Origin of the sequence: Klebsiella sp. NPDC088457 (assembly GCF_044900465.1) — a bacterium.
GTDB lineage: Bacteria > Pseudomonadota > Gammaproteobacteria > Enterobacterales > Enterobacteriaceae > Klebsiella.
The window spans coordinates 20947-39933 of sequence record NZ_JBJDNH010000044.1 but is presented as its reverse complement, the minus strand read 5'-3'; the positions used below and the strand labels follow the sequence as shown (position 1 = coordinate 39933).

Annotated in this window: 17 protein-coding genes and 1 pseudogene; 14 read left to right on the top strand and 4 right to left on the bottom strand. The window is 57.5% G+C overall.

What is annotated here, in order from left to right; all coding sequences use genetic code 11:
• Nucleotide 1 precedes the first annotated feature (1 nt).
• Both lsrK and ACI2JR_RS22700 read left to right on the top strand, forming a co-directional pair.
• The gene (lsrK, locus tag ACI2JR_RS22705; RefSeq protein ID WP_132729610.1) at nt 2-1594 is read left to right on the top strand and encodes an autoinducer-2 kinase; all 1593 of its coding nucleotides are present in this window, start codon (nt 2-4) and stop codon (nt 1592-1594) included.
• Between the two features lie 172 nt (nt 1595-1766).
• Nucleotides 1767-3788 carry an FAD-dependent oxidoreductase gene (locus ACI2JR_RS22700; protein ID WP_462479530.1) on the top strand — a complete coding sequence of 674 codons (2022 nt, stop codon included), beginning with the start codon at nt 1767-1769 and terminating at the stop codon, nt 3786-3788.
• A 113-nt stretch (nt 3789-3901) separates the two neighbouring features.
• Here the strand turns inward: ACI2JR_RS22700 and rlmG are convergent.
• Nucleotides 3902-5038 (bottom strand): annotated as a pseudogene (gene rlmG / locus ACI2JR_RS22695) (23S rRNA (guanine(1835)-N(2))-methyltransferase RlmG).
• A gap of 136 nt (nt 5039-5174) precedes the next feature.
• On the opposite strand from rlmG, the gene ACI2JR_RS22690 reads away from it, so the two are divergent.
• From ACI2JR_RS22690 to sstT, 4 genes are all read left to right on the top strand, one after another.
• Entirely contained in the window at nt 5175-5675 is a 501-nt protein-coding gene (locus ACI2JR_RS22690) for a M48 metallopeptidase family protein (protein WP_132729607.1), read from the top strand.
• 73 nt (nt 5676-5748) lie between these two features.
• On the top strand, nt 5749-6738 hold the full coding sequence (locus tag ACI2JR_RS22685) for a Gfo/Idh/MocA family protein (RefSeq protein WP_132729606.1): 990 nt from the start codon (nt 5749-5751) through the stop codon (nt 6736-6738).
• 280 nt (nt 6739-7018) lie between these two features.
• A complete protein-coding gene (locus ACI2JR_RS22680) occupies nt 7019-7987 on the top strand; it encodes a TerC family protein (RefSeq protein WP_462479529.1) in 969 nt (322 codons plus the stop codon).
• 254 nt (nt 7988-8241) lie between these two features.
• Complete coding sequence (gene sstT, locus ACI2JR_RS22675; RefSeq protein WP_132729604.1) at nt 8242-9489, top strand: serine/threonine transporter SstT; 1248 nt, start codon at nt 8242-8244, stop codon at nt 9487-9489.
• Between the two features lie 17 nt (nt 9490-9506).
• Here sstT and ACI2JR_RS22670 read toward each other — a convergent pair whose 3' ends face one another.
• From ACI2JR_RS22670 to uxaC, 3 genes are all read right to left on the bottom strand, one after another.
• A complete protein-coding gene (locus ACI2JR_RS22670) occupies nt 9507-10058 on the bottom strand; it encodes a YgjV family protein (protein ID WP_132729603.1) in 552 nt (183 codons plus the stop codon).
• 149 nt (nt 10059-10207) lie between these two features.
• Nucleotides 10208-11695 carry a UxaA family hydrolase gene (locus tag ACI2JR_RS22665; protein WP_132729602.1) on the bottom strand — a complete coding sequence of 496 codons (1488 nt, stop codon included), beginning with the start codon at nt 11693-11695 and terminating at the stop codon, nt 10208-10210.
• An 18-nt stretch (nt 11696-11713) separates the two neighbouring features.
• Nucleotides 11714-13126, bottom strand: coding sequence for a glucuronate isomerase (uxaC, locus tag ACI2JR_RS22660; protein ID WP_132729601.1), 1413 nt, complete (start codon nt 13124-13126; stop codon nt 11714-11716).
• A gap of 483 nt (nt 13127-13609) precedes the next feature.
• Here uxaC and ACI2JR_RS22655 point away from each other — a divergent pair, with 483 nt between their 5' ends.
• The 8 genes from ACI2JR_RS22655 to ACI2JR_RS22620 all read left to right on the top strand — a co-directional run bounded on the left by ACI2JR_RS22655 (nt 13610) and on the right by ACI2JR_RS22620 (nt 18763).
• The gene (locus ACI2JR_RS22655; RefSeq protein WP_132729600.1) at nt 13610-14911 is read left to right on the top strand and encodes an MFS transporter; all 1302 of its coding nucleotides are present in this window, start codon (nt 13610-13612) and stop codon (nt 14909-14911) included.
• Between the two features lie 129 nt (nt 14912-15040).
• The gene (gene exuR, locus ACI2JR_RS22650; RefSeq protein WP_132729599.1) at nt 15041-15817 is read left to right on the top strand and encodes a transcriptional regulator ExuR; all 777 of its coding nucleotides are present in this window, start codon (nt 15041-15043) and stop codon (nt 15815-15817) included.
• Between the two features lie 337 nt (nt 15818-16154).
• The gene (gene yqjA / locus ACI2JR_RS22645; RefSeq protein WP_132729598.1) at nt 16155-16817 is read left to right on the top strand and encodes a DedA family general envelope maintenance protein YqjA; all 663 of its coding nucleotides are present in this window, start codon (nt 16155-16157) and stop codon (nt 16815-16817) included.
• Complete coding sequence (mzrA, locus tag ACI2JR_RS22640) at nt 16817-17203, top strand: EnvZ/OmpR regulon moderator MzrA (RefSeq protein WP_207896652.1); 387 nt, start codon at nt 16817-16819, stop codon at nt 17201-17203. Before yqjA ends, mzrA begins: the two co-directional genes overlap by 1 nt.
• Before the next feature lie 150 nt (nt 17204-17353).
• Nucleotides 17354-17722: a DUF1090 domain-containing protein gene (locus ACI2JR_RS22635; protein WP_132729597.1), complete on the top strand. Its 369-nt coding sequence runs from the start codon at nt 17354-17356 to the stop codon at nt 17720-17722.
• Nucleotides 17723-17763: 41 nt separating this feature from the next.
• A complete protein-coding gene (locus ACI2JR_RS22630) occupies nt 17764-18069 on the top strand; it encodes an ElaB/YgaM/YqjD family protein (RefSeq protein WP_132729596.1) in 306 nt (101 codons plus the stop codon).
• Between the two features lie 2 nt (nt 18070-18071).
• Nucleotides 18072-18470 (top strand): phage holin family protein, encoded by a 399-nt coding sequence (locus tag ACI2JR_RS22625; protein WP_132729595.1) that lies wholly within the window; start codon nt 18072-18074, stop codon nt 18468-18470.
• Nucleotides 18467-18763 (top strand): YqjK-like family protein, encoded by a 297-nt coding sequence (locus tag ACI2JR_RS22620; protein ID WP_132729594.1) that lies wholly within the window; start codon nt 18467-18469, stop codon nt 18761-18763. The genes ACI2JR_RS22625 and ACI2JR_RS22620 overlap by 4 nt, the downstream gene beginning before the upstream one ends.
• Nucleotides 18764-18987: the final 224 nt, after the last annotated feature.

Here is an 18987-nt window from a genome sequence, read left to right as displayed (position 1 = left end):
CATGAGTTACCTGTTAGCGTTAGATGCCGGGACCGGCAGCATTCGGGCAGTCATTTTTGATCTGGCGGGCCGCCAGGTCGCGGTCGGCCAGGCCGAATGGAAACACCTGAGCGTAGAAAATGTTCCCGGCTCCATGGAGTTCGATCTCACCACCAACTGGCTACTGGCCTGTCAGTGCATCCACCAGGCGCTGGCGGTCGCCCATCTGCAGGCGGCCGATATTCAGTCCGTCGCCTGCTGCTCCATGCGCGAAGGCATCGTCCTTTACGACCGTAACGGCGAGGCCATCTGGGCCTGCGCCAACGTCGATGCCCGCGCCAGCCGCGAAGTGGCGGAGCTCAAAGAGATCCACGATGACCACTTTGAATCCGAAGTGTATGACGTCTCCGGCCAGACGCTGGCGTTAAGCGCCATGCCGCGCCTGCTGTGGCTGGCCCACCACCGCCCGGATATCTACCGTAAAGCCGCTACCGTCACCATGATTAGCGACTGGCTGGCAGCAAAGCTCTCCGGCGAGCTGGCCGTCGACCCGTCCAACGCCGGCACCACCGGGATGCTCGATCTGTTTAGCCGCGACTGGCGCCCGGCGCTGCTCGATATGGCGGGGCTACGGGCCGATATGCTCTCGCCGGTCAAAGAGACCGGCACGCTGCTCGGAACGGTGACCGAGGCGGCTGCGCAGCAGAGCGGCCTGCGGGCCGGAACTCCGGTAGTGATGGGCGGCGGCGACGTGCAGCTGGGCTGCCTCGGTCTCGGGGTGGTGCGCGCGGGGCAAAGCGCCGTACTCGGCGGTACCTTCTGGCAACAGGTGGTGAATCTGCCGGAAGTGCGAACCGACCCGGAGATGAATATTCGCGTGAACCCGCACGTGATTCCCGGCATGGCCCAGGCGGAATCGATCAGCTTCTTTACCGGCCTGACCATGCGCTGGTTCCGCGATGCCTTTTGCGCCGAAGAGAAGCTGGTCGCCGAGCGCCTCGGCGTCGACGCCTACTCCCTGCTGGAAGAGATGGCCAGCCGGGTGCCCGCTGGTTCCCACGGCGTGATGCCGATCTTCTCCGATGCCATGCATTTCAAGCAGTGGTATCACGCCGCGCCGTCGTTTATTAACCTCTCCATCGACCCGGAGAAATGCAATAAAGCCACTCTGTTCCGCGCGCTGGAGGAGAATGCGGCGATTGTCTCCGCCTGTAATCTGGCGCAAATCTCACGCTTTTCCGGGGTGACGTTCGACAGCCTGGTCTTTGCCGGCGGCGGTTCGAAAGGGGCGTTGTGGAGCCAGATCCTCAGCGATGTCACCGGCCTGCCGGTACGCGTGCCGGTGGTCCGTGAAGCCACCGCTCTCGGCTGCGCCATTGCCGCCGGAACCGGCGCCGGCCTGTACGCCGATATGGCAACGACCGGCGAGCAGCTGGTGAGCTGGCATCGGGTATTTACGCCCAATCCGGCGCACCGCGAGCTGTACCAGGGGATGATGGAGAAATGGCAGTCGGTTTATGCCGACCAGCTTGGGCTGGTCGACAGCGGGCTGACCACCTCGATGTGGCAGGCGCCGGGCCTTAAGCGCCGGCCCCCTGTCGTCCCGGCCCCCTGAACGCCCCCTTCTTCCCCCGCTTCCACGGCGGCGGGGGACGCTCCCGCCCTCGTTCTTTGAATCCCATCACAATCACCGCACTCCCTTTTTCACTTTTTGCCCGCGACGGCTAAATTAGTAACTCATCCGACCACATAACAATAATGTTACATATTAGATACTGGAAGCCATTATGAGCCACTATCCGTCGTTATTCGCCCCGCTCGACCTGGGTTTTACCCAGCTGAAAAACCGTGTGCTGATGGGGTCGATGCACACCGGGTTGGAAGAACATGCCGACGGCACGGAGCGGCTGGCGGCCTTTTACGCAGAGCGTGCTCGCCACGGGGTGGCGCTGATTGTCACCGGCGGGATTGCGCCGACGGCGTCGGGGGTCACAATGGCGGGCGGCGCGGTGCTCGACGATGCCAGCCATCTGGCGCACCATCGCCACATTACCGATGCGGTCCATCGGGAAGGCGGCAAAATCGCTCTGCAAATTTTGCATACCGGCCGCTATAGCTATCAGCCGCGGCCGGTAGCCCCGTCGGCGCTGCAGGCGCCGATTAACCGCTTTGTCCCGCACGCGCTCAGCCATGATGAGATCCTGCAGCTGATCGATGATTTCGCCCGCTGCGCCCAGCTGGCCCGGGAGGCGGGTTATGACGGCGTCGAAGTGATGGGCTCTGAAGGTTATTTAATTAACGAATTCCTCGCTGCGCGCACCAACCACCGCGACGACCAGTGGGGCGGCGATTACCCCCGACGCATGCGTTTTGCGCTTGAAGTCGTGCGCGCGGTGCGCGAACGAGCCGGCCACGACTTTATTATTATCTACCGCCTGTCGATGCTCGATCTGGTTAACGATGGCAGCACGCTGCCGGAAGTGATTGAACTGGCGCAGGCGATTGAAGCGGCAGGCGCCACCCTGATCAACACCGGTATCGGCTGGCACGAGGCGCGCATTCCGACCATTGCCACGGCGGTACCGCGCGGGGCCTTTAGCTGGGTGACCCGCAAGTTGAAAGGCGCCGTGGCGATCCCGCTGATCGCCACTAACCGGATCAACGATCCGCAGGTAGCGGAGGCGATCCTCGCCCGTGGCGATGCCGATATGGTGTCGATGGCACGCCCCTTCCTGGCCGACGGTGAATTCCTCTCCAAAGCGCAAAGCGGGCGAGCGGATGAGATCAACACCTGCATCGGTTGCAACCAGGCCTGCCTGGATCAGATCTTCGCCGGGCATGTCACCTCCTGTCTGGTCAATCCGCGCGCCTGCCATGAAACTCTGATGCCGGTCATCCCGGCGTCGGCGGTGAAACGCCTGGCGGTGGTGGGGGCGGGTCCCGCCGGGCTGGCTTTTGCCGTCAATGCCGCTTCTCGCGGCCACGCGGTAACGCTGTTCGACGCGCAAAAAGAGATTGGCGGCCAGTTTAATATCGCCAGGCAGATCCCCGGCAAAGAGGAGTTCTCTGAAACCTTACGCTACTACCGCCGGATGCTGGCTCTGAACGGCGTCGATCTGCAGCTGGGCCAGTTGGTCACGGCGGATCGACTGATGGCGTTTGACGAAGTGATCCTCGCCACCGGGATCGCCCCGCGGATGCCGGATATCGCCGGAATTACGCACCCGAAAGTGCTGAGCTATCTCGACGTACTGCGCGACAAAGCGCCGGTAGGCGAGAAAGTGGCGATTATCGGCTGCGGCGGCATCGGGTTTGATACCGCGATGTATCTGAGCCAGCCGGAGGTTGCCAGCAGCCAGAATATCGCCGGATTTTGCGCCGAGTGGGGAATTGATACCAGCCTGCAGGCGCCCGGCGGCCTGCGTCCGGAAGGGGCGCAGCTAGCGAAAAGCCCGCGGCAGATTGTGATGCTCCAGCGCAAGCCCGGCAAGCCCGGCGAGGGTTTAGGTAAAACCACCGGCTGGATCCACCGCGCCACCCTGCTGGCGCGCGGGGTAAAAATGATCCCGGCGGTCAGCTATCAGCGGATCGACGACGAGGGATTGCATGTGACGATCGGCGGCGAAGCGCGGGTATTGCCGGTGGATCAGGTGATTATCTGCGCCGGTCAGGAGCCGAAGCGTGAGCTGGCGGATCCGCTACGCGCGGCGGGTAAGGTGGTGCATCAGATAGGCGGCTGCGACGTGGCGCTGGAGCTGGATGCCCGCCGCGCCATTGCCCAGGGAACAAAGCTTGCGCTGGCCATTTAACGGCAGTAGCCCGGGCCGGGGGTTCCCCGGAGGCGCTGCGCTTCTCCGGGCTACACGCCTCGCCGAACGACCTGCGACTGCCCTCACCTCGCCCGGCGAAGGCGATCGGCACATCAGCGCAGCTTACGCACCTTCACCGCTTTCAACACCACGAATTTATTATTGGTGGCGACGGTAGAACAGTTACCGAAAATCTTCTTCAGCTTGTGGAAATAATCGAGGTGACGGTTGGCCACAATATACAGCTCGCCGTTAATCTTCAGGCAGCGGCGCGCGTGATGGAACATCTCCCAGGCGATGTTATCCGTCAGCGCATGTTTCTGGTGAAACGGCGGGTTGCACAACACCGCGTTAAAGCGAAACGGCTCAACGCCGGACAGGGCGTTGTTAATCATAAACTCGCAGCGGTCCAGCGCCTCGGGCATGTTGGTTTCCACGTTCAGGCGACTGGAGGCCACGGCCATCGGCGATTCATCCACAAACACCACGCTAGCCTGCGGGTTTTTCTCCAGCAGCGTCAGACCAATCACCCCGTTGCCGCAGCCCAAATCGACAATTTCGCCTTCGAGGTTGGAAGGAAGATGTTCGATGAAGAAACGCGCGCCAATATCCAGCCCGGTTCGTGAGAACACATTCGCGTGATTGTGAATCGTCCACTCCGTCCCTTCCAGCTTCCAGCTCAGCGTCTGCGGCGCCTCGGCAAGGGCCGGCGCGGCGAAGGTACAGTTGATCAAGCGGGCTTTCTTCTAGGCCAGGGTGGTGGTGGTCGGGCCCAGCACTTTTTCAAACAGCTCCAGCGTGGAGGTATGAATGTCGCGCGCCTTGGCGCCCGCGATAATACGGGTTTGCGGCGTCACCACCAGGCGTAACGCCCGCAGCTGCTGCTCCAGCAACGCCAGCGTTTTTGGCACTTTGATCAGCACCACGCCCGGCGTCTGCGGGTACTCTGCCGTGCTGTCGAGAAATTTCACGCTGGACTCGGCAATATCGTTATGACGCAAATTCTCACGCGTGGCGAGTTCCGTCAGGTACGAGTCGCCGATACTGTATGGCGTATGTTCCGCCAGCGCACAGCTTAATGCGCCGAAGGTGTCGTTCAGAATCAGGACCGGGCCCTTAATCTCCGTATCGTCCAGCTGCTGCAGCAGATACTCATCCGCCGCTTCCCACGCCAGTAGCGGGTTAACGTCATCCGTTTCCGGGAAACGTTTCAGTGTCAGTGAACGGAAACCGTTGTCTAAGTGGCTCATCGGCCCTCCTGAGTGGTAAAATTTGGCGTTATCCCTGAAAAGGGTGCGTGAGTATACCCTTTTTAGCGACAAAATCATTCAGGATGCGCCGCAGCAGCCTGAGGGATGATATGAATATCTTTTATCTGGAGCGTTGATGAGTCAACTCACTTACCTGCAGGGTTACCCGGAGAATTTACTTTCTCAGGTTCGCACCTTAATTGCCGAGCAGCGGCTGGGCGAGGTCCTGCAAAAACGTTACCCGCAAGGGCATGACGTCAATAGCGATAAGGCGTTGTATCAGTACACTCAGGATCTGAAAACCCGCTATCTGCGCGGCGCCGCGCCGGTGAACAAGGTAATGTACGACAGCAAGATCCACGTCCTCAACAACGCGCTCGGCCTGCATACCGCGATTTCACGGGTCCAGGGCGGCAAGCTGAAAGCGAAAGCCGAGATCCGCGTGGCGACGGTGTTCCGCGAGGCGCCGGAGGCGTTTTTGCGAATGATCGTGGTGCATGAACTGGCGCACCTGAAAGAGAAGGATCATAACAAAGCGTTCTATCAGCTGTGCTGCCATATGGAGCCGCAGTACCACCAGCTGGAGTTTGATACGCGCCTGTGGCTAACGCATCTTTCGTTAAATCGTTCTGCGTAGTCACGCACTGGTTTTGTCATGATGGCATGGTAGAGTGGCAGGAGGTCCCCTCTAACGGAGTTCGTCAACGTTTATGATACGTTTCGCTGTTGTTGGTACAAACTGGATTACCAAACAGTTTGTCGATGCCGCCCATGAAACTGGCAAGTATAAACTCACCGCGATTTACTCTCGCAGCCTCGAGCAGGCGCAGGCTTTCGCTAACGACTATCCCGTCGACCATCTGTTCACCTCGCTGGACGCTCTGGCGCAAAGCGATGCCGTCGACGCGGTGTACATTGCCAGCCCGAACTCCCTGCACTTCCCGCAAACGCAGCTGTTCCTGAGCCATAAAAAGCACGTGATTTGCGAAAAACCGCTGGCCTCCAATCTGCGGGAAGTCGAAGCCGCTATCAATACCGCCCGCGAAAACCAGGTGGTGCTGTTCGAAGCCTTCAAAACCGCGAGCCTGCCGAATTTCCTGCTGCTGCAGCAGTCGCTCGGCAAAGTAGGCAAACTGCATAAAGCGTTTATCAACTACTGCCAGTACTCCTCCCGCTATCAGCGCTATCTCGACGGCGAGAATCCGAATACCTTCAACCCGGCCTTCTCCAACGGCTCGATTATGGATATCGGTTTTTATTGCCTGGCTTCGGCCGTCGCGCTATGGGGCGAGCCGCGGGCGGTTCACGCCAGCGCCAGCCTGCTGGACAGCGGCGTCGATGCCCAGGGGACGGTGGTGCTCAGTTACGCGGACTTTGACGTCACCCTGCACCATTCCAAGGTGAGCGACTCTACCCTGGCAAGCGAAATCCAGGGCGAGGCCGGCGCGCTGGTGATCGAGAAAATTTCTGAATGCCAGAAGCTCTCTTTCATCCCACGCGGCGGGAAAGCGCAGGATCTGACGCAGCCGCAGCACATCAATACGATGCTGTATGAGGCGGAAGAGTTTGCGCGTCTGGTGGAAAATAATCAGGTGCTTCACCCGGGACTGGAAGTGAGCCGCAGCACGGCCAAACTGTTGAGCGAAATTCGCCGCCAGACCGGCGTGGTATTCCCGGCGGATAATCCGCAGGTGGCGTAAAGGAGTGTAAATAGGCCGTCCGTCGCCATTGACGCCATTTATGACTTGTAATACTTTGTTACGTGCAAAGGGGAGTAACTTCCTTGCCGGTGGATCGTCATTACGATGCGTGCAAAAGCGCATCCGGTCGCCGGGCAATAATAAAAGCATCAGCCGACGTTAAGCGGCTCTTTTATTGTTGTAAGTGAGACCTTGCCGGAAGGCGAGGTCTATGCATAAACACGCAACGGCTGCCGTCTTCCGACGTCAGCCGTTTTGTTTTTATGTAAGGAACATTGTAATGAATACTGTCGGCACACCGTTGTTATGGGGCGGATTCGCTGTGGTCGTGGCGATCATGCTGGCCATCGATCTCCTGCTTCAGGGACGGCGCGGTGCGCATAGCATGACGATGAAACAGGCCGCAGGTTGGTCCATTCTCTGGGTAACGCTCTCTCTTCTCTTCAACGCGGCTTTCTGGTGGTACCTGGTACAAACCGAAGGGCGTGCCGTTGCCGATCCGCAGGCGCTGGCTTTCCTCACCGGTTATCTGATTGAGAAAGCGCTGGCCGTCGATAACGTCTTCGTCTGGTTAATGCTGTTCAGCTATTTCTCCGTGCCGCCTGCGCTACAGCGCCGGGTGCTGGTCTATGGCGTGCTGGGGGCGATCGTGCTGCGTACGGCGATGATCTTCGCTGGCAGCTGGCTTATTTCCCAGTTCGAGTGGCTGCTGTACCTGTTTGGCGCATTCCTGCTGTTTACCGGGGTGAAAATGGCGCTGGCGAAAGAAGATGATTCCGGTATCGGCGATAAACCGCTGGTACGCTGGATCCGCAATCACCTGCGTATGACCGATAAGATTGAAGGCGAGCGCTTCTTTACCCGGCAAAACGGCGTCCTGTTCGCCACGCCGCTGCTGCTGGTGCTGATCCTGGTGGAGCTAAGCGACGTGATTTTCGCGGTCGATAGCATCCCGGCGATTTTTGCCGTGACCACCGATCCGTTTATCGTACTAACCTCAAACCTGTTCGCGATTCTGGGCCTGCGCGCGATGTACTTCCTGCTGGCGGGCGTCGCGGAGCGGTTCTCGATGCTGAAGTATGGCCTGTCGGTGATTCTGGTATTTATCGGCGTCAAGATGCTGATTGTCGACTTCTATCATATCCCGATTAGCGTTTCGCTCGGCGCGGTTGGCGGCATTCTGACGCTGACCCTGCTGATTAACGCCTGGGTCAATCAGCAACACGATAAGAAGAAACAGCGGCAATAAACCGCAAATGGCCGGGTGGAGCCTGCTTTCCCCCGGCCAGCAACCTCCACCGCGCAGTATTTCTCACCATGTCACAAAATCGTTAATACATAGTTAAAAAACAAGATCCCGGATAAAGAAGCAGCATTTTACGCTTTCTCCCCACCGTTCTTTCCGTATACTCGACCAGGCAAATATTTACTTACATCCGGACATAAACGTAACAAAGAGTACGTACGTGAGACGGACAGCAACATCACAAGAAGGTATAGATAATGACGACACAAACTCCCCCATCGGGCCTGTTTCAACGTCTGGCCCAGGGCAGCCTGGTCAAACAAATTTTAGTCGGTCTGGTTCTCGGCGTGCTGTTGGCGCTGGTCTCGAAGCCGACGGCGATCGCCGTCGGTCTGCTCGGCACGCTGTTCGTCGGCGCACTGAAGGCCGTGGCGCCGGTACTGGTGCTGATGCTGGTGATGGCCTCCATCGCCAGCCATCAGCAGGGGCAAAAAACCAGTATCCGCCCGATTCTGTTCCTGTACCTGCTGGGAACCTTCAGCGCCGCGTTAACCGCCGTGCTGTTTAGCTTCATCTTCCCGTCAACGCTGCACCTGACCTCCGCTGCCGGCGATATTACGCCACCGTCAGGGATTATCGAAGTACTGCGCGGGCTGCTGATGAGTATGGTCGCGAACCCGATCGATGCCCTGCTCAATGCCAACTATATCGGAATTCTGGTGTGGGCCGTCGGTCTCGGCTTTGCCCTACGTCACGGCAACGAGACGACCAAAAACCTGATCAATGACGTCTCCCATGCGGTGACCTTCATGGTGAGAATGGTTATTCGCTTTGCGCCGCTGGGTATTTTCGGCCTGGTCTCTTCAACTCTGGCCTCTACCGGTTTTGCAACGCTGTGGGGCTACGCTCAGCTGTTAATGGTGCTGGTGGGCTGTATGCTGCTGGTGGCGCTGGTGATTAACCCGCTGCTGGTGTTCTGGAAAATCCGCCGCAATCCGTATCCGCTGGTACTGACCTGCCTGCGCGAAAGCGGCGTATACGCCTTCTTCACCCGCAGCTCCGCCGCCAATATTCCGGTGAACATGGCGCTGAGCGAAAAACTGAACCTCGATCGCGATACCTATTCCGTCTCTATCCCGCTGGGAGCCACCATCAATATGGCCGGGGCCGCGATCACCATTACGGTGCTAACCCTGGCCGCCGTGAATACCCTGGGGATCCCGGTGGATCTGCCTACGGCGCTGCTGCTCAGCGTGGTCGCCTCACTGTGCGCCTGCGGCGCGTCCGGCGTAGCGGGAGGGTCGCTGCTGCTGATTCCGCTGGCCTGCAATATGTTCGGTATTCCCAATGATGTCGCCATGCAGGTGGTCGCGGTCGGCTTTATCATCGGCGTGTTGCAGGACTCCTGCGAAACCGCGCTGAACTCCTCCACCGATGTGCTGTTTACCGCCGCCGCCTGTATTGCTGAAGATGAGCAGCTGGCGAAAAACGCGCTGCGCGATTAAGCCCCGCCTCCCCTCCGCTAGCGGGCGGAGGGGTTCTCTTCCAGCGCCTCCTCCCTTTTAAACGGATCGATACCGCGTTTTTGCAGCCGCCAGAAACGAATAATATTCAGACCGTTGACGATCAGAAAGCTGCCTTCAATCAGCGTGCCGCCAATCGACCCCAGCCAAAAGTTATGCGTGACCCAGCACGCCGTAGAGCACCACATCACGCAGCGGGTGGTCAGCCCCTGGCAGCGAAACAGGGCCCAGGTGCTGGCGACGGTGCCGACTACCGGCAACAGTTCCATCGCATGCTGGAGTTTTCCAAAGCCGAGAATCAGCGTCAGGGCAATAAATATCGCCATGACCCACAGATTGCGGGTACGCAGAGAAATCAGCGTGCGCACGGCGTTAAGCCCGGCACTCATACCCGCCGGCAGCGCCCCCATCAGGATAAAGTGCAGGCCGATAATGGCGCTGTACAACGCCAGCTGGCATTTAAAACGACGCTCGTCGCGATTGATAAAGGTGGTGATTCCGATCAGAAAGGCGATGACCCCCACGCCCTGGGCAAGCCAATACGCGGTCATGAAAGATCCTTGTCAGAAAAGATAAAAACAAACAGCGCCCCTTGTATGGCGCGCCGTTATTCACATCAACAATGATAACCAAAACAGATACCTTCGCCCACCGCCGCGCTGGCACGTCCCCTGACCGTCAGACGAGGAGCGACTGGCCATTACAAGGTGACGCCGCTCTTGAAGATGGCCAGCTCGCGGAAGTCATTGCGCTCATTACAGGTCAGTTTGCCATTGACGATTTCGACAAGGGTGTCGACAAACTCCTCCAGCAGCTGCGGCATCGCTTTGCCGTGAATCAACTGGCCGGCATCGAAGTCGATCCAGTGCTTCTTCTTCGCCGCCAGCTCACTGTTGGTGGCGATTTTTACCGTCGGCACAAAACCGCCATAAGGGGTGCCGCGACCGGTACTGAACAGCACCATGTGGCAACCCGCCCCGGCCAGGGCGCTGGTCGCCACCGCATCGTTACCCGGCGCGCTCAGCAAGTTGAGACCGTGGACCTTCAGACGCTCGCCGTAGCGCAGCACATCTACCACCTGGCTGGAACCCGCTTTCTGGGTGCAGCCCAGCGACTTATCTTCCAGCGTGGTGATCCCCCCCGCCTTATTGCCCGGCGATGGGTTCTCGTAAATCGGCTGGTTATGCGCAATAAAGTACTGTTTAAAGTCATTCACCATGGTCACCAGCTTGCCGAAGGTCTCTTCATCCCGGCAGTGGCTCATCAGCAGCCGCTCGGCGCCGAACATTTCCGGCACCTCCGTCAGCACGGTCGTCCCGCCGTTGGCGATCAGGTAGTCCGAGAAACGGCCCAGCATCGGGTTGGCGGTGATGCCGGAGAGGCCATCCGAGCCGCCGCACTCCAGGCCAAACTTCAGCTCGCTCAGTTTGCCCGGTTCGCGCTTGTCCTCGCGCATCGCGCGATAGAGCTGGTGCAGGTGCTCAACCCCCGCCTCCACTTCATCTTCCTGCGCCTGGCAAATCATAAAGTGCACGCGTGCCGGATCGAACTCGCCCAGGGTTTCACGGAAAGCATCGACCTGGTTGTTTTCACAGCCCAGACCGATCACCAGCACCGCCCCGGCGTTGGGGTGGCGCACCATATTTTGCAGCATGGTGCGGGTATTGATGTGATCGTCCCCCAGCTGCGAACAGCCGTAGGTGTGACCGAAGAGGAAGACGCCATCGATGCCTTCCGCATCGTTGGTCTCTTTGAGGAAGCGGTTCTGGATCTGGCGGGCAATCCCGTTAACACAGCCGACGGTCGGCAGGATCCACAGTTCATTGCGCACCCCGACCTCCCCGTTAGCGCGACGGTAAATTTGCACCTCGCGGTCGGCGGGCTGTGCCGATGGCTCGCTAAGGTCCGGCTGATAGCTATACTCGTCAAGGTCGCTCAGGTTGGTGCGCGTATTATGGGCATGGATATGTTCCCCTGGCGCGATATCCGCCAGCGCATGACCAATGGGCAGACCATACTTAATCACGTTATCTCCCTTCGCAACCGGGCGTAGCGCGAACTTATGCCCACGCCCCACGTCCTGGCTTAGCGTGACCGTATCATCATCGATAGTGACCTGGGTACCTGCACTCATGTCAGCCAACGCGACGGCTACGTTATCCTGCGAATGGATCTTAATGTATTGCATATCAACCGACCTCTGGACTTAATTCAGTTCAATGGCGAAGTAATCACGCGCATTGTTAAAGCAGATATTTTTCACCATCTCGCCCAACAGCTGGATATCCGCCGGCGCTTCACCCGCGGCCACCCAGCGGCCGATCATCTGGCACAGGATGCGGCGGAAATACTCATGACGGGTGTAGGACAGGAAGCTGCGGCTGTCGGTCAGCATACCGACGAAGCGGCTCAGCAGACCGAGCTGCGCCAGCTGGGTCATCTGACGCTCCATACCGTCTTTCTGATCGTTGAACCACCAGCCGGAACCGAACTGCATCTTGCCGGGCATCCCTTCGCCCTGGAAGTTGCCGATCATGGTGCCCAGGACTTCGTTATCACGCGGGTTCAGGCAGTAGAGAATGGTTTTCGGCAGCAGATTTTCTTCATTCTGCTTGCTCAACAGTCGGGACAGCGCCTCCGCCAGCGGGCGGTCGTTGATGGAGTCAAAGCCAACGTCCGGGCCTAACAGTTTGAACTGACGCTGGTTGTTATTACGCAGCGCGCCAATGTGATACTGCTGGACCCAACCGCGACGGGCATACTCGGCGCCGAGGAAGACCAGTACCGCGGTTTTGAACTGTGCGACTTCGTGTTCGCTCAGGGTAGCGCCGGCCAGGCGACGCGCCAGGATGGTATCCAGTTCGGCCTCGCTGGCTTCGGCAAACAGCACCACGTCCAGCGCATGATCGGAAACTTTGCAGCCGTGAGCAGCGAAGTGGTCCAGGCGTTTGACCAGCGCAGACTGCAGGTCGGCAAAGCGACGAATATCGGTATCGGATACCGCGCCGAGCCTGGTCATGTAGTCGTTAAAAGTGGCCTGTTCGATGTTGAACGCTTTATCCGGGCGCCAGCTCGGCAGCACTTTGGTGGTGAAGGAGGTCTCTTTCGCCACCGCCGCGTGGTGTTCCAGTGAATCGATCGGATCGTCGGTGGTGCCGACCATTTTCACCTTCATCTGCGTCATGATGCCGCGGGCGGAGAAGCTCTCCTGCGCCAGCAGATCGTTACACTGATTCCAGATTTCATCGGCGGTAGACGGGGAGAGCAGCTTACCTGTAATACCAAAAGGACGGCGCAGTTCCAGATGCGTCCAGTGATAGAGCGGGTTACCGATGGTATGCGGTACGGTTGCCGCCCACGCATCAAACTTTTCCCGGTCCGACGCATCGCCGGTACACAGGCGTTCCGCAACGCCATTGGTCCGCATTGCGCGCCATTTGTAGTGGTCGCCTTTCAGCCAGATGTCATACAGATTTTTAAAGCGATAATTTTCGGCAATCTGCTGCGGCGGCAGGTGGCAGTGATAGTCGAAAATCGGCTGGTCTTTGGCGTAGTCATGGTACAGACGGCGGGAAAACTCGGTATCAAGCAGAAAATCTTCGGTCATAAACGGTGTCATTTTCATTTCCTCTTCGCCCCGTTACGGAGCCCTTCAGATGATTGACGATCATGCTGACAAAGTTATCACACCAATTTCCACAGGCCGAAATCTTTTTCGTGAGTTAGATCAATAAACGCTGACAAAAAATTTACCCTTAAAGGAGTAAACAGCGCTACAGGCCGCGCCATAAGCGGCTTTGCTCGCAAGAAAGAATACCCCCATAAACTTTCCCACTTTTGTGACAGTACTCAACTTTTAAAGTTGTATGACAAGTTATCTTTCTGCCGTCGCAACATATAAACCGTAGGAATGTATTCGCGATGATTTATTACATCGCATTGACCGGTACGGATACCGAATTAAGCAACACAATTGATGCCAAGGTTCGGGCCATATGGGTTTTCCCTCCTGAGCCCTCCGTTTCTCCCTCTCCACCCCGGGTTGCCGGGCTGGAAGATGGCCGCACTTGCTGCGGAGATATAACAAACGATGAGGTTTTACATGCGTAAAATTAAAGGGTTACGTTGGTATATGATCGCACTGGTGACCATGGGCACCGTGCTGGGTTACCTGACGCGTAACACTGTGGCTGCGGCTGCGCCGACGCTGATGGAAGAGTTACACATCTCCACCCAACAGTACTCCTATATCATCGCAGCCTATTCAGCTGCTTACACCGTCATGCAGCCTGTTGCCGGCTACGTTCTCGATATTCTGGGCACCAAAATCGGCTACGCCTTCTTTGCTATCGCCTGGGCCGTTTTCTGCGGTTCAACGGCGCTGGCCGGCAGCTGGGGCGGATTAGCGCTGGCGCGTGGTGCCGTCGGCGCCGCAGAAGCCGCGATGATCCCGGCGGGTCTGAAGGCCAGCTCCGAATGGTTCCCGGCAAAAGAACGCTCTATTGCCGTGGGCTACTTTAACGTCGGCTCCTCTATCGGCGCGATGATTGCGCCGCCGCTGGTGGTCTGGGCAATTGTGATGCACAGCTGGCAGATGGCGTTTATCATTTCCGGTGTCCTGAGCTTTATCTGGGCCATGGCGTGGCTGGTATTCTACAAACACCCGCGTGACCAGAAGAAATTAACCACCGAAGAGCGCGACTACATCATCGGCGGTCAGGAATCGCATCATCAAACCGACAACAGCAAGAAAATGTCCCCATGGCAGATCCTGCGTAACCGTCAGTTCTGGGGCATTGCGCTACCGCGTTTTCTCGCCGAGCCGGCATGGGGGACCTTTAACGCCTGGATCCCGCTGTTCATGTTTAAAGTCTACGGCTTTAACCTGAAAGAAATCGCCATGTTCGCGTGGATGCCGATGCTGTTCGCTGACCTCGGTTGTATCATTGGAGGCTATCTGCCGCCGCTGTTCCAGCGCTGGTTCGGCGTTAACCTGATTGTGTCGCGTAAAATGGTGGTCACCATGGGGGCGCTGTTGATGATTGGACCGGGGATGATCGGCCTGTTCACCAGCCCGTTCGTCGCCATCGCGCTGCTGTGCATCGGGGGCTTTGCCCACCAGGCGCTGTCCGGCGCGCTGATTACCCTCTCTTCCGACGTATTTGGTCGTAACGAAGTGGCGACGGCTAACGGCCTGACCGGGATGGCGGCATGGATGGCGAGCACCCTGTTCGCCCTGGTGGTCGGCGCTCTGGCCGATACCATCGGCTTCAGCCCGCTGTTCGCGGTGCTGGCGGTGTTCGACCTGCTGGGGGCCGTGGTTATCTGGACCGTGCTGAAGAACCAGTCCGCCGACGACGACTCGCCACCGCTCAAAACAAATAAACCGCTGGCGCAGAACTAAGCCTCATCGCGATTGATTCATACACCAGGCCGCCGCCATGAAGGCGGCTTTTTCCTATCCGGCAGTGGTGAGATGCGCGTAAAAGTGGTATAACAAATCCAATATTGTCGCCATCTTCCGGGAGCGAATATGGAAATCACAGAACCACGTCGTTTGTATCAACAGCTTGCCGCAGAGTTGAAGGCGCGTATTGAGCAAGGTGTCTACCTTGTAGGCGATAAGCTGCCTGCAGAACGCTTTATCGCCGATGAGAAAAGCGTCAGCCGAACCGTGGTTCGCGAAGCCATTATCATGCTGGAAGTGGAAGGCTATGTTGAGGTGCGCAAAGGTTCCGGCATTCACGTTATCGCCAATCACCCCAAACACCAGCAGCCGATCGACGAATCGCTGGAGTTTGCCAGCTATGGTCCGTTTGAACTGTTGCAGGCGCGCCAGCTGATTGAGAGCAATATTGCCGAGTTTGCCGCCACTCAGGTGACCAAGCAGGACATCATGAAGCTGATGGAAATCCAGGAGAAGGCGCGCAAAGAGAAGTGTTTCCGCGATTCGGAATGGGATCTGCAGTTTCACGTCCAGGTCGCGCTGGCGACGCAAAATACCGCCTTAGCCGCCATCGTCGAAAAAATGTGGACCCAGCGCGTGCATAACCCGTACTGGAAAAAGCTCCATGACCACATCGACCTGCGCACCGTGGATAACTGGTGTGACGATCATGACCAAATCCTTAAGGCGCTGATTCGCAAAGATCCGCATGCGGCGAAACTGGCCATGTGGCAGCACCTGGAAAACACCAAGTTGATGCTGTTTAACGAAACCAGCGATGATTTTGAATTCAATGCCGACCGTTACCTGTTTGCCGAAAACCCGGTTGTTCACCTCGATACCGCGGCCAACGGCGCAAAATAAGCGCTTTTCCTCTCTCCGGGCAGGCTATCAGCATCTGCCCGCAAATCAGGCTGGGTAAGCAAACATATATAGTGTCAGCCTGTGTAAAGACACTCGCCACCCGCCGCCGCAATCAGCAAAATCAATGCGCAACAGACTGTAATTTTTCTGACGGAAAGTCGGTGCTTTTGTTACAATTAGATGCATTTCGTCGTTCTGAAAGCGCGTTTTGCTGACTGCGCTGTTAAACAGGGAACCGTTCAGGACGCATGAACAGCGACCATAATCCAATAAAAAACGATGTCGCTATCTACACCGCGTTCAGACGAACCGTTAACCGATGTACCAGGAATCGTGAATGGAACTATTAACCCAATTGTTGAATGCTCTGTGGAGTCAGGATTACGAGACCCTCGCCAATCCCTCCATGATTGGCATGCTATATTTTGTCTTGTTTATGATTTTGTTCCTTGAAAACGGCCTGCTTCCTGCCGCCTTTTTACCGGGCGACAGCCTGTTAGTCCTGGTTGGCGTACTGATTGCCAAAGGGGCGATGGGGTTCCCGGAGACGCTGCTGCTGCTGACCACGGCGGCCAGCCTCGGCTGCTGGCTGAGCTATATTCAGGGGCGCTGGCTGGGCAATACGCGGATTGTGCAAAACTGGCTTTCACATTTGCCGTCCCACTATCACCAGCGCGCGCACCATCTGTTCCATAAACATGGGCTCTCCGCCCTGCTGATGGGCCGCTTTATCGCCTTCGTGCGGACGCTGCTGCCGACTATCGCCGGGCTTTCCGGCCTGAATAATACTCGCTTCCAGTTCTTTAACTGGATGAGCGGCCTGCTGTGGGTTCTGATTTTGACCTCCCTGGGTTACCTGCTGGGTAAAACCCCGGTATTCCTCAAATATGAAGATCAGCTGATGTCCTGCCTGATGCTGCTGCCGCTTGTGCTGCTGGTGTTTGGCTTAATCGGGTCGCTGGTGGTCCTGTGGAAGAAAAAATACAGAAGCCGGAGCTGATGATGGCGAAAAAAAGCCCCTCTCTGCGTCAGATGAGCTGGCTGCTGGGCGGCGCCATTCTCCTGTGCGCCCTGGCCTGGCTCTGGCTGGCGATGCAGCATCAGGAATCAACCCTGACTATCCATCCCGTCAGACAGGGCGTTGGTATGCCGGACGGTTTCTCCGTCTGGCATCACCTTGACGCGAACGGTATCCGTTTCAAAAGCATCACCCCGCAAAAAGACGGTTTGTTGATCAAATTTGATTCCAGCGCGCAGAGCATCGCCGCAAAAGAAGTTCTGGGCCGCGCTCTGCCACATGGTTATATTATTGCTTTGCTGGAGGATGAAAATACGCCGACAGCCTGGCTCTCCCGTCTGCGCGATACCCCACACAGATTGGGATAAGTAGCCAAAATTCTGAATATTTTCACGCAGTTTGGTGGTTTCCCGTTTTCCTGACTATGCTTAAGACTGCGGGAGCCACCGGGCTGACGTTTATCGACTGGATCGGGCATATCTCCCGGGTATGCCCTCACACAATGGAAGGTAGCATCCATGAAATACCGCATCGCTTTGATTCTGGTTTTGACTTCGCTGAGCTCCAGCGCCTTTGCCATCTCCCCCTGTCAGGAAAAAGAGCAGGATATCCAGCGGGAGATTAGCTATGCCGAAAAACATCACAACCAGAACCGGATTGATGGTTTGAACAAAGCGCTTCGTGAAGTCAGAGCGAACTGCAGCGACGGTAAGCTCAAAGCCGAACATCAGCAAAAAATCGCGAAACAACGTGAGGAAATTACCGAGCGTCAGCGCGATCTGAAGGAAGCTCAGCAGAAAGGCGATGCCGATAAAATCAGCAAGCGCCAACGCAAGCTTGATGAAGCGCAGCACGAGCTGAAAACGCTTGAGTCGCGTGATTACTGATAAGCCACACTTTACATGGACCCACTCTACAGGAGAGAAAGATGCCTAAAGACAACGTTGCAGACGATCTGCGTGCAGAACTGAAGACTCTGGCTGATACCCTGGAAGAAGTGCTGAATTCCTCTGCGGATAAGTCGAAAGAAGAAATTGGCAAACTACGCAGCAAAGCGGAAAGTGCGTTGAAAGAAAGCCGCGTTCGCCTGGGTGAAACCAGCGATGCAATCGTCAAGCAAACCCGTGAAACCGCCGCTCGCGCCGACGAATACGTTCGCGAAAATCCGTGGACCGGGGTCGGTATTGGCGCAGCCGTCGGGCTGGTGCTGGGTGTCCTGCTGACGCGTCGTTAATTATGGCGGACTCTCAACACGCGCAAGGACCGGGCAAAAGCGTCTTCGGTATTGGCCAGCGGATAATCACGCTGCTGGTCGAAATGGTGGAAACGCGCCTGCGCCTGGTGGTCGTGGAGCTGGAAGAAGAGAAGTCGAACCTCTTCCAGCTGCTGCTGATGCTGGGGTTGACGCTGCTGTTTGCCGCGTTCGGCCTGATGAGCCTGCTGGTGCTAATTATCTGGGCCATCGACCCTCAGTACCGGCTGCACGTCATGATTGCCACCACCGCCGTGCTGCTGCTCGCCTCGTTGACAGGCGGCATCTGGACGCTGCGTAAAGCCCGTCGATCGACTCTCCTGCGCATGACGCGCAAAGAGCTGGCTGACGATCGGGCTCTGCTGGAGGACGATCGATCGTGAGCAACAAACAGGAACGCGAGCGGCGTAAAGCCCTGCTGCTGCGCCAGATCCAACAACAGCGGCTGGATTTAATCGCCAGCCGTCGCGACTGGCTTGCCGCCACCGCGCCGTTGGACCGCGGCTGGCAGACGTTACTCCAGCTTCGCTCATGGGCGATGGTGGGCAGCGGTATCATGGCGGTGTGGTCAGTTCGCCACCCGCGCTTTTTACTCCGCTGGACGAAACGCGGCTTCGGTATCTGGAGCACCTGGCGGATGGCCAAAGGCTTGCTACGGCAGTCATCCTCCCGCTAACCCCTCTTTCCCACCACGACTCTATCCGCTCATTTCCCTGTGCCGAGGCGTAAACGCCTCGCTATCCGTGACGCTTCCTGTTGCCAGCGGCATAAGCTCTCTCTGCCCGACGCCCGGCCGCTTAATCGCCCCAATTGCTCAGAATCTTTGATGAAGATCTACAGTTTTCCTTGCTAACAATTCTCTCAGCGCCTCGTTAATATTCCCTCCATCGACAGCAACCC

Bases quoted from the DNA above. Each gene is read 5' to 3' on its own strand.
- lsrK (WP_132729610.1), top strand. From the start codon at position 2: ATGAGTTACCTGTTAGCGTTAGATGCCGGGACCGGCAGCATTCGGGCA.
- ACI2JR_RS22700 (WP_462479530.1), top strand. From the start codon at position 1,767: ATGAGCCACTATCCGTCGTTATTCGCCCCGCTCGACCTGGGTTTTACC.
- ACI2JR_RS22690 (WP_132729607.1), top strand. From the start codon at position 5,175: ATGAGTCAACTCACTTACCTGCAGGGTTACCCGGAGAATTTACTTTCT.
- ACI2JR_RS22685 (WP_132729606.1), top strand. From the start codon at position 5,749: ATGATACGTTTCGCTGTTGTTGGTACAAACTGGATTACCAAACAGTTT.
- ACI2JR_RS22680 (WP_462479529.1), top strand. From the start codon at position 7,019: ATGAATACTGTCGGCACACCGTTGTTATGGGGCGGATTCGCTGTGGTC.
- sstT (WP_132729604.1), top strand. From the start codon at position 8,242: ATGACGACACAAACTCCCCCATCGGGCCTGTTTCAACGTCTGGCCCAG.
- ACI2JR_RS22670 (WP_132729603.1), bottom strand. From the start codon at position 10,058: ATGACCGCGTATTGGCTTGCCCAGGGCGTGGGGGTCATCGCCTTTCTG.
- ACI2JR_RS22665 (WP_132729602.1), bottom strand. From the start codon at position 11,695: ATGCAATACATTAAGATCCATTCGCAGGATAACGTAGCCGTCGCGTTG.
- uxaC (WP_132729601.1), bottom strand. From the start codon at position 13,126: ATGACACCGTTTATGACCGAAGATTTTCTGCTTGATACCGAGTTTTCC.
- ACI2JR_RS22655 (WP_132729600.1), top strand. From the start codon at position 13,610: ATGCGTAAAATTAAAGGGTTACGTTGGTATATGATCGCACTGGTGACC.
- exuR (WP_132729599.1), top strand. From the start codon at position 15,041: ATGGAAATCACAGAACCACGTCGTTTGTATCAACAGCTTGCCGCAGAG.
- yqjA (WP_132729598.1), top strand. From the start codon at position 16,155: ATGGAACTATTAACCCAATTGTTGAATGCTCTGTGGAGTCAGGATTAC.
- mzrA (WP_207896652.1), top strand. From the start codon at position 16,817: ATGATGGCGAAAAAAAGCCCCTCTCTGCGTCAGATGAGCTGGCTGCTG.
- ACI2JR_RS22635 (WP_132729597.1), top strand. From the start codon at position 17,354: ATGAAATACCGCATCGCTTTGATTCTGGTTTTGACTTCGCTGAGCTCC.
- ACI2JR_RS22630 (WP_132729596.1), top strand. From the start codon at position 17,764: ATGCCTAAAGACAACGTTGCAGACGATCTGCGTGCAGAACTGAAGACT.
- ACI2JR_RS22625 (WP_132729595.1), top strand. From the start codon at position 18,072: ATGGCGGACTCTCAACACGCGCAAGGACCGGGCAAAAGCGTCTTCGGT.